This is a genomic window from Saccharopolyspora gloriosae (genome assembly GCF_022828475.1).
In the GTDB taxonomy this organism is placed as follows: domain Bacteria; phylum Actinomycetota; class Actinomycetes; order Mycobacteriales; family Pseudonocardiaceae; genus Saccharopolyspora_C; species Saccharopolyspora_C gloriosae_A.
Window position 1 is genome coordinate 6,010,601 of the sequence record NZ_CP059557.1, and the last position, 14,343, is coordinate 6,024,943.

General features: G+C 71.1%; 13 protein-coding genes. 8 read left to right on the plus strand and 5 right to left on the minus strand.

Features of this window, described 5'->3' with window-relative positions:
* Positions 1-264: 264 nt before the first annotated feature.
* Entirely contained in the window at positions 265-1,242 is a 978-nt protein-coding gene (locus tag H2Q94_RS26355) for an HpcH/HpaI aldolase/citrate lyase family protein (RefSeq protein WP_397545380.1), read from the minus strand.
* Between the two features lie 295 nt (positions 1,243-1,537).
* On the opposite strand from H2Q94_RS26355, the gene H2Q94_RS26360 reads away from it, so the two are divergent.
* Together H2Q94_RS26360 and H2Q94_RS26365 are read left to right on the plus strand one after the other, a co-directional pair.
* Positions 1,538-2,839 carry a magnesium transporter MgtE N-terminal domain-containing protein gene (locus H2Q94_RS26360; RefSeq protein WP_243795918.1) on the plus strand — a complete coding sequence of 434 codons (1,302 nt, stop codon included), beginning with the start codon at positions 1,538-1,540 and terminating at the stop codon, positions 2,837-2,839.
* Entirely contained in the window at positions 2,832-3,392 is a 561-nt protein-coding gene (locus H2Q94_RS26365; protein WP_243789847.1) for a DUF1003 domain-containing protein, read from the plus strand. The genes H2Q94_RS26360 and H2Q94_RS26365 overlap by 8 nt, the downstream gene beginning before the upstream one ends.
* Before the next feature lie 27 nt (positions 3,393-3,419).
* Here H2Q94_RS26365 and H2Q94_RS26370 read toward each other — a convergent pair whose 3' ends face one another.
* The gene (locus H2Q94_RS26370; RefSeq protein ID WP_243789848.1) at positions 3,420-3,911 is read right to left on the minus strand and encodes a MarR family winged helix-turn-helix transcriptional regulator; all 492 of its coding nucleotides are present in this window, start codon (positions 3,909-3,911) and stop codon (positions 3,420-3,422) included.
* Positions 3,912-4,185: 274 nt separating this feature from the next.
* Between H2Q94_RS26370 and H2Q94_RS26375 the strand changes: the two genes are divergently transcribed.
* Entirely contained in the window at positions 4,186-5,325 is a 1,140-nt protein-coding gene (locus H2Q94_RS26375) for an Mrp/NBP35 family ATP-binding protein (protein WP_243789849.1), read from the plus strand.
* Positions 5,326-5,463: 138 nt separating this feature from the next.
* Here H2Q94_RS26375 and H2Q94_RS26380 read toward each other — a convergent pair whose 3' ends face one another.
* Positions 5,464-6,096 carry an O-methyltransferase gene (locus tag H2Q94_RS26380; protein ID WP_243789850.1) on the minus strand — a complete coding sequence of 211 codons (633 nt, stop codon included), beginning with the start codon at positions 6,094-6,096 and terminating at the stop codon, positions 5,464-5,466.
* 336 nt (positions 6,097-6,432) lie between these two features.
* On the opposite strand from H2Q94_RS26380, the gene sigE reads away from it, so the two are divergent.
* The 4 genes from sigE (at position 6,433) to tatB (ending at position 10,329) form a co-directional block, all read left to right on the plus strand.
* Complete coding sequence (gene sigE / locus H2Q94_RS26385; protein WP_243789851.1) at positions 6,433-7,020, plus strand: RNA polymerase sigma factor SigE; 588 nt, start codon at positions 6,433-6,435, stop codon at positions 7,018-7,020.
* Positions 7,017-7,739 carry a zf-HC2 domain-containing protein gene (locus tag H2Q94_RS26390; RefSeq protein ID WP_243789852.1) on the plus strand — a complete coding sequence of 241 codons (723 nt, stop codon included), beginning with the start codon at positions 7,017-7,019 and terminating at the stop codon, positions 7,737-7,739. The genes sigE and H2Q94_RS26390 overlap by 4 nt, the downstream gene beginning before the upstream one ends.
* A gap of 172 nt (positions 7,740-7,911) precedes the next feature.
* Positions 7,912-9,816: a trypsin-like peptidase domain-containing protein gene (locus H2Q94_RS26395; RefSeq protein WP_243789853.1), complete on the plus strand. Its 1,905-nt coding sequence runs from the start codon at positions 7,912-7,914 to the stop codon at positions 9,814-9,816.
* A gap of 102 nt (positions 9,817-9,918) precedes the next feature.
* Entirely contained in the window at positions 9,919-10,329 is a 411-nt protein-coding gene (gene tatB / locus H2Q94_RS26400) for a Sec-independent protein translocase protein TatB (RefSeq protein WP_243789854.1), read from the plus strand.
* On the opposite strand, the gene H2Q94_RS26405 is transcribed toward tatB, so the two are convergent.
* Positions 10,308-11,537 carry an MFS transporter gene (locus H2Q94_RS26405; protein WP_243789855.1) on the minus strand — a complete coding sequence of 410 codons (1,230 nt, stop codon included), beginning with the start codon at positions 11,535-11,537 and terminating at the stop codon, positions 10,308-10,310. The two genes, tatB and H2Q94_RS26405, sit on opposite strands and share 22 nt — an antisense overlap.
* A gap of 63 nt (positions 11,538-11,600) precedes the next feature.
* Here H2Q94_RS26405 and H2Q94_RS26410 point away from each other — a divergent pair, with 63 nt between their 5' ends.
* A complete protein-coding gene (locus H2Q94_RS26410) occupies positions 11,601-12,518 on the plus strand; it encodes a LysR family transcriptional regulator (RefSeq protein ID WP_243789856.1) in 918 nt (305 codons plus the stop codon).
* 213 nt (positions 12,519-12,731) lie between these two features.
* Here H2Q94_RS26410 and H2Q94_RS26415 read toward each other — a convergent pair whose 3' ends face one another.
* On the minus strand, positions 12,732-14,312 hold the full coding sequence (locus H2Q94_RS26415) for a leucyl aminopeptidase family protein (protein WP_243789857.1): 1,581 nt from the start codon (positions 14,310-14,312) through the stop codon (positions 12,732-12,734).
* Between the last annotated feature and the right edge of the window lie 31 nt (positions 14,313-14,343).

Consider the following 14,343-nt stretch of genomic DNA (forward strand, 5'->3'; position numbering starts at 1 on the left):
CACGGCTCGTTCCGCGGAGGGACCCGACGATCACTCTTGATCAGAACGTACCGCGCCGCACCGACGCCGGGATCGTCCACACGGGCGTCAGGCCGCGGATGCCCAGGCAGACGGCCACAACGCAAGCGTGGCGGCCGGGCGAGTTTCCGATTCCAGCACGGAAAGCGGCCCGGCTCGGTGATCACCACGGAGCTGTGCCCCGTCTGCGGGGAGCCACTGAGGTTCCGCTGCGCGCCCCCTATGCAGATCGCTCAGGAACGGCCCTTAAACAGGCGGCGTCCACGGGTCCGTGCGGGACATTCCGGCCGCGCGCCCCTTGCCCGCGATCACCAGCGCCATCTTCCGGGACGCCTCGTCGATCATCTCGTCGCCGAGCATCGCCGCGCCGCGCTTGCCGCCCGCCTCGGAGGTGTGCCAGTCGTAGGCGGCGAGCACGTTCTCCGCGTGGTCGTAATCCTCCTGGCGCGGCGAGAACAACTCGTTCACCGCGTCCACCTGCGCCGGATGCAGCACCCACTTGCCGTCGAAGCCCAGCGCGGCCGACCGCCCGCCGACCCGGCGCAACCCGTCCACGTCCTTGATCGCCAAGTACGGGCCGTCGATGGCTTGCACGTCGTGCGCCCGAGCCGCCATCAGCATCCGCATCAGCACGTAGTGGTAGGCGTCGCCCACGTCGTAGCCGGGCGGCTGCTCGCCGACGACCATCGAACGCATGTTGATCGAGGCCATGAAATCGGCGGGGCCGAAGATCAGCGTCTCGATCCGGGGTGAGGCGGCGACGATCGCGTCCACCTCGACCAGTCCGCGCGCGTCCTCGATCTGCGCTTCGATGCCGATCCGGCCGACCTCCAGGCCGGTGGCGCGCTCGATCTGGGTCAGCGTGAGGTCGAGCCAGCGCACATGATCCGGGCCGGAGACCTTCGGCAGCACGATCGTGTCCAGGTTCGCCCCCGCACCCTCGACGACCTCCACCACGTCCCGGTAGGTCCACTCCGAGGTGAGGTCGTTGACCCGCACGGAACGGATCTTGCCGTCCCAGCCGCCCTCGTTCAGCGCCGCCACCACCCGGCCGCGAGCCTCGGCCTTCGCGAGTGGCGCGACCGCATCCTCCAAGTCCAGGAAGAACGAGTCCACCGCCAGCCCCCGCGCCTTGTCGATCATCTTCGCGCTGGAACCGGGAACGGCCAGGCAGCTGCGGCGGGCACGTCGGCGATCGACCACAAGATCCTCCTCATCAACCACGGGCACAGAGGTATCTACCACGACCCCGCGAACGGCTGTGACCCCGCTCGCGAACGGCCTTCTGATCATCGCCTTGGCAGCGGCGAAGCCGGTGAGCAGCGCCCACCCGAGCAAAAGGACCACCGGCGGGTTCTCGCCGAGCCTCTCGCGAGGACGGCCTTTTCCGTCGTGGGAGCGCCACTCGGGATAAAGATCCCGCAGCGAGGAAGCAACTGAGGTTCCGCTACCCGGGCACCTGGGCAGGCCGCCGCGACTGCCCGGTCAGGCTGTGCGGACTAGCCTGATCAGTGTGGCAGTGACCAGGGTTTACGCGGCGCGAGTCGCCGGGCTCGCGGTGTTCGGCCCGGACGGCGAGTCCATCGGCAAGGTGCGCGACGTCGTCGCCGGACTGCGCACCGCCCACCAGCCGCCGCGAGTGCTCGGCATCGTGATGGAGATGGCGGCACGGCGGCGGATCTTCGTGCCGATGCTCCGGGTCGTGCGGTTCGAACCCAACGCGGTCACCCTCGCCACCGGCTCGGTCAACACCCGGCAATTCCACCAGCGCCCCAACGAGGTCTTGGTGCTCGGCCAGCTGCTCGACGCGAAGGTCACCATCGCCTCCTCCGGAACGTCCGCGGTGCTGGTGGACGCCGCGCTGGAGCAGACCCGCACCCGCGACTGGCGGATCAGCAGGCTCGCGGTGCGCGAACGCACCGGGCGGCTCGCCCGCCGCGGACCCGTGCAGGTGCTGGAGTGGGACCAGATCACCGGGCTCGCCGCCGCCGAACTCACCGACCGGCCGCAGGGCGTGGAGCAACTGCTGGCCCTGCTGGACACGATGCGCGCCGTCGACGTGGCCAGCACGCTGCACGAACTGCCCGCGAAACGCCGCTACGAAGTCGCCGAGGCGCTCGACGACGAACGACTCGCCGACGTCGTCGAAGAACTCCCCGAGGACGACCAGAAGGACCTGATCGGCCACCTCGGCGAGGATCGCGCGGCGGACGTGCTGGAGGCGATGAGCCCGGACGACGCCGCCGACCTGCTCGCCGAACTACCCGAAGTGGACAAGAACCGGCTGCTGGAGCTCATGGAGCCCGCCGAGTCCGCACCGGTGAAGCGGCTTCTGGAGTACTCGTCGGACACCGCGGGCGGGTTGATGACCCCGGAACCCGTCGTCGTCGGCCCGGACGCCACCATCGCCGAAGCCCTCGCCATGGTCCGCAACCCCGAGCTGCCGGTCGCGCTCTCCAGCATGGTCTTCGTCTGCCGCCCGCCGTCGGCCACGCCCACCGGCCGCTACCTCGGCTGCGTGCACATCCAACGGCTGCTGCGCGAACCGCCGTCGACACTGGTCGCGGGCGCGTTGGACACCGGCCTGGCGAGCCTGCCGCCGACGGCCGCGCTCGCCGAGGTGACTCGCTACTTCGCCGCCTACAACCTGGTGTGCGGCCCGGTGCTCGACGACGAGGAACACCTCATCGGCGCGGTCACGGTGGACGACGTGCTCGACCACCTGCTCCCGGAGAACTGGCGGGAGAGCGGCCTGCCCGACCGGGACGACAAGCCCGCCGCGCACTCCCCGGACGCACCGAAAGCGAGCGACGATGCCTGAACTGCTCTCCCGGCGGCGGCTGGATCAGCCGCGGCCGCCGCGCCGGTTCACCGTGGACTTCGATCCTGAGCTGTTCGGCCAGGTCTCCGAGCGGGTCGCCCGCTTCCTCGGCACCGGGAAGTTCCTGTTCTGGATGACGGTGTTCGTGATCAGCTGGATCGGGATGAACTTGTTCGCGGTGGGACTGAGGTGGGATCCGTACCCGTTCATCCTGCTCAACCTCGCGTTCTCCACCCAGGCCTCGTATGCGGCGCCCTTGATCCTGCTCGCGCAGAACAGGCAGGACGACCGCGACCGCGTCTCGCTGGAGGAGGACCGGGCGCGCGCGGAGCAGACGAAGGCGGATACCGAGTACCTGGCCCGCGAGCTGGCCGCACTGCGGCTGGCCGTCGGCGAGGTCGCCACCCGCGACTACCTGCGCGTCGAGCTGGACCGGCTGCGCGATGAGCTGCCCGGCACGGAGAGCGCGGTCGCGCGGCGGCGGCGCCAGGGTTCTCCGGACGGTCGCGAGGACGGTCGTCGCGGTGATCCTGAGCCTGGCTGGCACCGTTAATCGGATTATCGGGGTCGAGCTCGGTTCTCAGGCCTGGGCGCGTTGTCCGGGCGGTGCCGGGACGCCGCCCGCTGCGAGTTTCTCGCAGGTGCGGGCGAACTCTTCGAGCTCTCGCGGCTCGGTCACCGAAAGGAAGTACTGGGTCACTCCACCGAGGTGCGTGCTGGATGCGGTCCGCAACCGGGCCTCGCCGACTTCGGTGATCACTGCGAGTACTCCCCTGCCGTCCGAATCGACCCGGACGCGACTGACCAGGCCGATGCGCTCCAGCCGGTCCACCAACCTGGTCACTCCGGACCTGGAGAGCAGCACGGTGTCCGCGAGCTCGGTCATGCGCAGCCTGCGCTCCGGCGCTTCGAACAGCGCATGGAGCACGTCGTAGGCGGCCAACGTGAGCCGCTGCTCGGCGATCAGATCCCCTTCCAGGCAGCGCGTGACACGGGCATGCGCACGCAGGAAGGTCCGATAGGCCAGCAGCTCGCCACGAGTGGGTAATCGATCAAGACCCGTCTCGGTCACGATGAGTGATACTACGGAGGGCAGTCACACGATTGCGAAGCGCCCCCGGATTTCACCATGCGAGCACGTCGGGGCCGGTGCTTGGAATAATCCAGCGCACAGCCCCGCGTGAACGGCTTCCGAACACCCGTGCCACCCCCGGCACGAACTCGGCCGTCGTCACCCGCTGCGCACCTCGCCTGCGATTCCGGGGCTACCGGCCCGTAACATCGGAGGTCGGTCCGTAGCATCGAGGGTAAGCACAGCCGCAGGAAGGGTCGGTGTCACCGCAACCGTGACCAGCACGCACTCCGCTCCCACGGAAGAGGCCGTTCGCCAGGCCCTCACCAAGGTCGAGGACCCGGAGATCCACAAGCCGATCACCGAACTCGGCATGGTCAAGTCCGTAACGATCGGCGAGGAAGGCCAGGTCGCCGTCGAGGTGTACCTGACGGTGCAGGGCTGCCCGATGAAGGAGACGATCACCCAGCGGGTCGACTCCGCGGTCAGCGCAGTCGACGGCGTGCGGTCGGTGACCGTCGAGCTCGACGTGATGAGCGACGAGCAGCGCTCCGAACTCCGCAAGCAGCTGCGCGGCAACTCCGAGGAACCGCGCATCCCGTTCGCCGAACCGGGCTCGATGACGCGGGTGTACTGCGTGGCCTCCGGCAAGGGCGGTGTCGGCAAGTCCAGCGTGACGGTGAACCTCGCCGCCTCGATGGCCAAGCGCGGCCTGTCGGTCGGCGTCGTCGACGCCGACATCTACGGCCACTCGGTGCCCCGCATGCTGGGTTCCAGCGGCAAGCCCACCCAGGTCGAGAAGATGATCCTGCCGCCGCAGGCGCACGGCGTGAAGGTCATCTCCATCGGCATGTTCACCCCCGGCAACACGCCGGTCGTGTGGCGTGGGCCGATGCTGCACCGCGCGCTGCAGCAGTTCCTCTCCGACGTGTTCTGGGGCGACCTGGACGTGCTGCTGCTGGACCTGCCGCCCGGCACCGGCGACGTGGCGCTGTCCACGGCGCAGCTCATCCCGAACGCGGAGATCCTGGTCGTGACCACTCCGCAGCAGGCGGCCGCGGAGGTCGCCGAACGGGCCGGCGCCATCGCGATGCAGACCCGGCAGCGGCTGGCGGGCGTCCTGGAGAACATGTCCTGGATGGAACTGCCCGACGGCCAGCGCATGGAGGTCTTCGGCAGCGGCGGCGGCCAGATCGTGGCCGACTCGCTGACCCGCGCGGTGGGCTCGGAGGTGCCGCTGCTGGGCCAGGTGCCGCTGGACACCCGGCTGCGCGAATCGGGCGACAGCGGAACCCCGCTGGTCATCGAATCCCCGGACTCCCCGGCCGCTCAGGTGCTCAACGACGTGGCGAAGCGCCTGTCCACCCGCGCCCGCGGGCTGGCAGGCCAGCTGCTGTCGGTCTCCCCCGCCTGATCCACGACCGTCGCGAGCGGCTCCGGAATCGTCCGGGGCCGCTCGTCACGTCTGTTCGCACGGCTCGTGCGGAGTGACCCGCGCGACCAGCGCCTTCCTCGCAGCACGATCATGTTCCCGGGCATCCCCGGGCCGGGATCACGATCCGGGCTGCTCGGTGCGCGCAATGGCCAGCAAGCCGTCGCCGACGGGCAACGCCACCGGCACCAGCGACTCGTCGGCCCGCACCGCCCTGATCAGCTCCCGCACCGCCTGCGCACGCGGCTCCTGATGCCGGGCGGCGTCGAGCGGGCCGGCGAACACGATCGCCCCGCCCGGCCGCAGCAACGGCGCTCCGAGTTCCAGGAACGTCGGGTACTTGACGGGCATGGCGTCGACGAACACCAGGTCGTAGACGTCCTCGGTGAGCTTCGGCAGCACCCGCTCGGCCAGCCCGGCGATGAACCGGGTGCGACCGCGCGCCACCCCCTGCGCGGCCAGCGCCTCACGCGCGGTGTGCTGCGCCGACGCGTCGACGTCGATCGAGGTCAACACGCCCTCGGGCACCATGCCGCTGAGCAGCCAGCTCGCCGAGGCGCCCGTGCCCGAGCCCACCTCGACGACGGATTTCGCCCGCAGCACGGTCGCCAGGAACCGCAGCGCCGCACCGACGGACGCATCGATGGAGTCTTCCGCTGGGTCGGCCGCATGCCCGATGGATCCGCGGGCGTCGCCGAGCATGCTGCCCGGCCGGTCCAGCGGACCGGTGCCGATCGACGTCTCGGGTATCACGAGGCGCAAGATTATCGTTGCGGACGGATTCGGTTGCCCTGTTTCGGCACATCGTTAGACGCCTGTTTCCGTGAACTCGCCGGTCTTGCGCCGATCAGGTGAAAGTCAGGTTCTCAGGCTGCTCTCAGCGCACTTTCATCCGTCACTCACGAGCGCGCGCGAGAGTGGGAAGCATCTGGAGGGCGGACCAACGTCCTCAGCAACAGCGGCAGCACCGTGGAGCACGCTCCGCACCACGCGTTCCGGGCCTCCGCCGGGAACAAAGCGGGGGGCGAGTTCGTTCCCCTGGTGTCACAGCCGCAGGAGGTGGCTTCTCGTCCGATGCCAACACAGTCGATGAGTCCGGCCGTTCGCGCCGAACAACAGACCGTCCCCGCCGCACCCGTTTCGGATGCGGAGTGGACGCCGCCGTCCTGGGACGAGGTCGTCCGGGAGCACGCCGACCGGGTCTACCGGCTCGCCTATCGGCTCAGCGGCAACCAGCACGACGCCGAAGACCTCACGCAGGAGACGTTCATCCGCGTCTTCCGCTCGCTGGCGTCCTACAAGCCCGGCACGTTCGAGGGCTGGCTGCACCGGATCACCACGAACCTGTTCCTCGACATGGCCCGGCGCCGTTCGCGGCTGCGGATGGAGGGCTTGCCCGAGGACACCGACCGGCTGCCGAGCACCGGCCCCAGCCCGGAGCAGGTGTTCTACGAGACGCACCTGGACCCGGACCTGCAGGCCGCGCTGGACGAGGTGCCGCCGGAATTCCGCGCTGCGGTCGTGCTCTGCGACGTCGAAGGACTCTCCTACGAGGAGATCGGAACCACCCTCGGGGTGAAGCTCGGTACTGTGCGCAGCAGGATCCACCGCGGCAGGCAGATGCTGAAGGCCACGTTGGAAGCTCGGCGGCAGCAGGCTCGGGAGGACTCGGCATGACAGCTCGGCGAGGGTGGGGGCTGTCCGAACAGCACCTCGCACTGGACGCGCTCGTGGCATTCGTGGACGGAGAGCTCACCGCGAACGCCCACGACCGCGCGGCCGCCCACCTCGCCCGGTGTCCGGCTTGCGCGGCGGACGCCGCGGCGCAGCGGCAGGCGCGATCGGCGGTGCGTTCCGCGCCCGCCCCCTCGGTGTCGGCAGGGCTGCTCCAGGCGCTGCAATCGATACCGTCGAGCGCTGAACTTCCCGCCCAGCCTGACGGGCTGGCCCTGACCGAGGACGGGCAGCTCGTCGCGGTCAACCCCGGAGCGCGGTCCGGCCGCTTCGGTTCCGGAGCCGCCCTCGGTTCCAGCACCCCGCTCGGCGGCGGGCAGCAGCCGATGGGGTCGAGCGCTCCGCTCGGTACGACCTCACCGAACTCGCGCACCGCCCGTGGCAGGCGCACGGGTGCGGGTGTGGTGTTCTCCGGACTCGTGCTCGGCGCGCTGACCCTGGTGAGCGTGCCGGACGAGCAGCTCCCGCCGACCGACGCCGGCCCGATGCCGTATCCCGGCGGGGCCTACGACTCGGCGATGATCCCCGCTTCCGCTCGGCTGAACGAACCGCCGCAGCAGGCCCCTGCCGACCCGCCGCCGTCCGCGTCGGCGGACGCCACCGCCTCGGATGCTCCGGCGGCGCCGTCCTCGCCGTTGGTCTCGGCGTCCGTTCATCCCTGAGCCGCGTTTCCGCCGCGGAACCGTCCTGCGAGCGGGCACCTACGCGGACTTCACCTGATGCTGGGCAGGATGTGCGGTGGACACCCGCCACCGGTACCGGTGCACGGGACGCCCACCGCGTGTGATCCACTCGCATGCCGATGTGTCGACGACTTCGCAGGTCCGGGGAGCGATGAGCGAGCAGCCGAGGAAACCCGCGCAGGGATCCGATCCGGTGCGGCCCGATCGAACCCGCCCGCATGGCGACCCCGCAGGCGGCACGCCGAACGACCAGGCGCTGCACCCGTGGCAGCAGGGCTCGGCCGCACCTGCGCGCGGGGTTCCCGCCGAGGACTTCAAGCGGCCTGATCCCGGCGCCGGTGCGCCACCGAACCCGGTGGCACGGTCCGGCCAGGGTCCGGACGAGACCGGGCAGGGACCGCTGGCGCAACCGGCTCCCGGTTCACCGCGGCCGAATCCCCCCCAGCCGAACCCGACCGAGCCCAACTCGGCCACCCCCGGACCAGCCCAGCCGAGCCCGGCGCAGCCGAACGCAGCCCAGCCAGAGCAAGCTCAGCGTGCACAACGGGCTCCGGCCACACCCGCCGCCCAGCAGGACGATCCGCAGCGTCTCGGCGCCCGCCCGATGCAGCGTCCCGAGGTGGACCCGGCGCAGGCCCGGACCTTCGGCAGGCCCAGCGGCGTGTCCGGCAGCTTCCACCCCGACGCCGCGGCCCGGCCGCCTGCCTCAGGCGTCGAACAGGCTCCGCCGCCGCCCGACGCGCTGATCAAGGCGTTCGGCCGTCCCCAAGACACACCCGACTCGCTGCAGCGCGAACCCGGCGAGACCCCGCCCACCTCGACCGCGGAACAGCCCGAGACGTTCTGGAACGACCGCGGCGACCGGGACCCGTGGCGCAGCCCCTCGGCGAGCTCCGTCATCGGACCGCCCGCGCTGCCCGAGGACAGCCCCGAACCGCCCGCCGAACCCGGCCCCGGTCCGCTGCTGAGCGCTCGCGAGGTCCTGTTCGGCCGCCGGGTGCGTCCCCGCTCGCTCGCCGCACTCGCCGGTGTCGCCGTGCTGCTGGCCGGTGTCGGTGGCTTCGTCGGCCGCATCACGGCCGAGGAGGGCAACCCGCTGACCAACCCGGACGTGACGCTCGCCGAGGTCGAACCCGGGATGGAGCGTCCCAACGGCGGCGTCGCGGGTGTGGCGCACCGCATCGTGCCCGCCGTGGTGTCGGTGGAGGTGCACGTGGGAGCGCAGGGCGGCAGCGGATCCGGCGTGGTGATCGACGGCGACGGCTACATCGTCACCAACAACCACGTCGTGTCGATGGCCGCGGACACGCCGGGCGCCACCGTGTCCACGGTGTTCAGCGACGGCAGCCGCGTGCCTGCCCGGATCGTGGGGCGGGACGTGAAGACCGACCTCGCCGTGATCAAGGTGGAGGTGGCCAATCCGACCGTGGCGCAGCTGGGTCGCTCCGGCGACCTGGCGGTGGGCGACCAGGTGATCGCCGTGGGCTCCCCGCTGGGACTGGCCAGCACCGTGACCACCGGCATCGTCAGCTCGGTGCACCGGCCGGTCCGGCTGGCCGGGGAAGGCACCGACACCAACGCGGTGGTCGACGCGATCCAGACGGATGCGGCGATCAACCCCGGCAACTCCGGTGGCGCGCTGGTCGACGGCAACGGTGCGGTGGTCGGCATCAACAGCGGTATCCGCACCATCGGCTCCGGCGGTGAGGGCGGCTCGATCGGCCTCGGCTTCGCCATCCCCATCGACGACGTGCGGCGCATCTCCCAAGAGCTGATCCGCAGCGGCCGGGCCGCGCACGCCGATCTCGGGGTGAACGCCAAATCCGTCAACGACGGCACGACCGACGGCGCCCAGGTGCTCAACGTGCGGGACAACGGTTCCGCGGCGGCCGCGGGCGTCGCCGAAGGCGACGTCATCATCCGGGTGGGCGACCGCAAGGTCAGCACCGCGGACGAGCTCGTGGTGGCCGTGGACCGCTACCGGGTGGGCCGAACGATTCCGGTGACCGTGGTCCGCCAGGGCCGTGAGCTGGTGTTGGACGTGGTACTGCGCTGAATGCCACCCCAGTTGGGAAAAGTGGCGTTTCCGCAAGGTCCATCCGGGTGGGTACGCTGGCAGAGCGCACAGCGCACCGCATGGAGTGAAAGGTGATCCGAGGTGTTCGACAGCATCGGCTGGGGTGAGATCCTGGTCCTCATCGTCGCCGGTCTGTTCATCCTCGGCCCGGACCGGTTGCCGCAGGGCGCCGCCTGGCTCGGTCGCACGATCCGCCAGGTCAAGGAGTACGCGACCGGTGCGCGGGAACAGCTGCGCTCCGAGCTCGGACCGGAGTTCGACGAGCTCCGCAAGCCGCTCGAAGATCTGCGCGGAATCCGCGACTTCAACCCGCGGACCGCGGTCACCAAGCACCTGCTGGACGGTGAGAACCCGCTGGACCCGCCGTTGAACGGCAACAACGGCAGCAACGGGAACAACGGCAGCAGCTCCACGCCGCCCAAACCGCAGTCCCAGCCGCAACCGCCGCTGGCTCCGGGCGAACGTCCGCCTTACGACTCGGACGCGACCTGAGCCTCGGGCGCAGGCACGGCCGCACCTCCCCCAGCGCGAACCCGCTGCTTCCGCAGCACCGCCGCCGCTGCCAGGACCAGCAAGCAGCCGAGCACGGCCGTCATGCCCGCCCAGCCCCACGCCGCGTAGGCCATGCCGCCGACCACCCCGCCGACGCTGCTGCCGCCGTAGTAGGCGAGCTGGTACATCGCGGAGGCCTGCCCCCGCGCCGAGGGTGACGCGAGCAGCCCGACCCAGCCGCTGGCAACCGAGTGCGCCGCGAAGAACCCACCGGTGAACACCACCAACCCGGCCAGGATCACCACGAGGTTCCCGGCCAGCATCAGCAGCAGTCCCAGCAGCGCCGTGCCCAGCCCGGCCAGCAGCACCTGGCGCCGCCCCCAGCGGTCCGCGAGCCGACCGGCCACCGCGGAGGTGACCGTGCCCGCCGCGTAGGCCAGGAATGCCAGGGCCGCCAGCGCGGGCGGCACCGACAGCGGCGGCTCGATGAGCCGGAAGCCGAGCACGTTGTACACGGCCACGAACGAACCCATGCCGAGCGCGGCGACCAGGAACGGGGGCCGCAGACCCGGGTCGGTGGCGGCGGCGCGCACTCCGGTCAGCAGCGGTTTCCACCGCAGTTCCTGGCGCTGCTGGTTGCGCTCCCGGGGAAGCAGCACGACGAACGCGACCGTGCAGATCCCGGCGAGGACGGCGACGGCCGCCAGCCCACCGGTCCAGCCCATGAAATCACCCGCGACGCCGCCGAGCAGCCGTCCGGACATGCCTCCCACGGTGGTGCCCGCGACGTAGAGGCCCATCGTGGTGCCGAGGTCGCGACCACCGGTCTCGTCGGCGAGGTAGGCGGCGGCGACAGCCGCGATGCCCGCCACCGCGGCTCCCTGCACCAGCCGCAGCGCCACCAGCAGCGGGAAGTTCGCCACGAAGGGCAGCAGCAGCCCGATCACCTCGGCCAGCAGCAGCGAGGACACCATGACCCGCCGCCTGCCGAGCACCTCGGACAGGGTGCCGAGCGGAATCGCGGCCACCGCCAGGCCGAGCGTGGCCGCCGAGACCAGCAGCGCCACGGTGCCGGGGGCGAGCGCGAACGCCTCGGCGAATTGCGGCAGCACCGGCTGTGGCGCGTAGAGCAACGCGAACAAGGCCAGGGCGCCTGCCAGCAGCGCGAGGCGGATGCGCCGGATCCGGTTCAGGTCATCGGTGAGCACATCGGCGACCGTAAGCAGCCCTAACTAATGCGTCCAATTCACCGAACGCAGACAATTCATACCGTGACGTACGAATCAGCGGGTCCGCTGGACGCCGCCCAGCTCACCGCGAATCTTGCTCCGACGCTGAACCTGCTGCGCACCGTCGCGGCAGAGGGGCATCTCACACGGGCGGCCGACCGGCTCGGCATCCCGCAGCCCACTGTGAGCCGCACCCTCGCCCGGCTCGCCGACCGCCTCGGCACGGAGATCGTGACTCGGGACGGACGCGGAGTGCGGCTCACCCGCGCCGGGGCGCAGCTGGCGGCCGCCGCCGACGACGCCTACCGCGAACTGGCCGATCGATGCCGCGAGGTCGTCGAGGAGCTCGATCCGGACCGCGGCACGGTGGCGCTCGGTTTCCAGCACACCATGGGCGGAGCCCTCGTTCCCGAGCTCATCAGGGGTTTCCGCGCGGAACATCCCGGCGTGCGGTTCCGGCTGGTGCAGGGTGCCCGGGACGATCTGCTGACCGGTGCGCGGGACGGGCGGCTCGATCTCTGCCTGGTCTCGCCGATGCCGTCCGGACCGGACTGGGAATCGGCCGCGGTGACGCGCGACGAGCTGGTCGCGGTCGTGTTCACCGGACACCGGCTCGCCGATCGCGACAGCCTCCGGCTGGCCGAGCTGGCGGGCGAGGACTTCGCGCTGCTGCGGTCCGGCTACGGACTGCGGCGCATCGTCACCGAACTGGCCGACGCGGCCGGAGTGTCGCTGCGGGCCGTCTGGGAAGGCGAGGAAGTGGACACCGTCCGGGGTCTGGTCGCGGCAGGTCTCGGCGTCACCGTGTTGCCCAGGGCGCTGGGCGGCACGATGGCGGGCACCGTGGAGATCTCGTTGAACCCGGCCGCACACCGCACCGTCGGCATCGCCTGGCCGGCGCACCGCACCCCACCACCGGCCGTGCACGCCTTCCGCGACCACGCGGCGGCCCGCCGGTGAACCACGGGCTCCGGTGAGCACCCGGCGCATCGAGCTTGCGGAGTGAACGGACCGTCCGCCCGATCTCCTTGGACGAACGGTCCGTTCACTCATTCCCAGCCGGTCGCTCCGGTCGTGGACGGTGGGCTGTTCGGAGTGAACGGCGACGGCCCGGCACGCGTGATCCCGCGGCGGAACACGTCCACCGCGGGATCACCCGGAAAAGAACAGCGGCTACTCGGCCAGCGATGCCGCCAGCTCGACGAGGGTCCTGGCGGCGAATCCCGTCGCGCCGGGCACCACATCGTCATAGGCCTTGTCCGCGCGCCCCGGCCCGGCGATGTCCAGGTGCGCCCACGGCACGGACCCGACGAACTCGCGCAGGAACAACGCCGCCGTGACCCCGCCCGGTCCTTGCGGCGCCTGGCGCACATCGGCGAGCTCGCCCTGCACGTCGGCGGCGTGGTCCTCCAGCAGCGGCATCCGCCACCAGGACTCGCCGACCCGATCTCCCGCGTCCCGCAGCGCGCGCTCCAGCCGCTCGTCGGTGGCGAACAAGCCACCGGTGCGCAGGCCCAGCGCGACCTTCATCGCACCGGTCAGCGTGGCGACGTCGACGATGAAGTCCGGCTCGTGGCGCGCCACCGCGTACGCCAGCGCGTCCGCGAGCACCATGCGGCCTTCCGCGTCCGTGTTGGCGACCTCGGTGGTCTTGCCGCCGTAGTGCCGCACCACGTCGCCCGGCCGGTAGCTGCTGCCGGAAACGTGGTTCTCCGCGGACGGCACCAGGGCCGTCACCCGCACCGGCAACCGCAGCCGGGCGATGGACAGCAGCGCGCTGAGCACCGCTCCGCCACCGGCCATGTCCGTGCGCATCAAATGCATTCCGTCGGCGGGCTTGATCGAGATCCCGCCGGTGTCGAACGTGATCCCTTTGCCGACCAGCACCAGGTTCGGACCGGACTTCACGCCCTCCGGTCGCCAGGTCAGCTCCAGCAACCGCGGCGGGCTCACCGAACCACCGCCGACGGCGAGCACACCGCCGAAGCCCTTGTCCGCCAACCACTTCTCATCACGAACCGTCGCCGTGACACCCGGCAGCGGCCCGGCGAGCTCGGTGCCCGCACCGGCCAGCCACACCGGGTTCTTCACGTTCGACGGGGCATTCGCCAAGTCCCTGGCCAGCGAGGTGGCCGCGGCCCACTCGTGCGCGCGGGCCGCGGCTGTGCGCAGTTCCGCCGTATCCGCACCGTCGGGCACCACCAGTAAGGCCTTGCGCATCCGTGGCGCTGCCGGCTCGGCCGACACCCGGAACCGGTAGTCGCCCAACGACAACCCGAGCGTCAACGCCGAGACGAGCTCGGCGTCGGCGTCCGCGGGCAACCGCACCTGGACGTACTCCGCTTCCGCCGCGTCACCGAGGTCCGCCGGATCGGTGTCGTCCTCCGCGGTTCCCTCGCCCAGCCGGGCACGGGCCGCCCGCGCGATCGACGCGCCGATCGAGCGCCACTTGCCCGCGGCCCCGGAACCGGCGCCGACCGCCCAGCCGAAACGCCCGTCCGGCAACGGAACCGTGCGCACATCGCCCACGGAAGCCGTCACGTCCAGCGCCTCCAGCAGCGAGGATTCCACGCCCCACGGTTCGGCCGCCGCGGCCAGATCAGGCCCGGAAGCCCCGTCGAACACCGGCACCGCCGCCGGAACGCCGTCCCGCCACCGCGAGACCACGTCCACTTCGACCAGTGCCGTCGGGATCACCGGGAGCACCGCGTGCTCCGGGGACCGCGACGAACCGAACACCGAGGAATCGGACACGGATTGAAATCCTTCCCGCACTCAAAAGAAA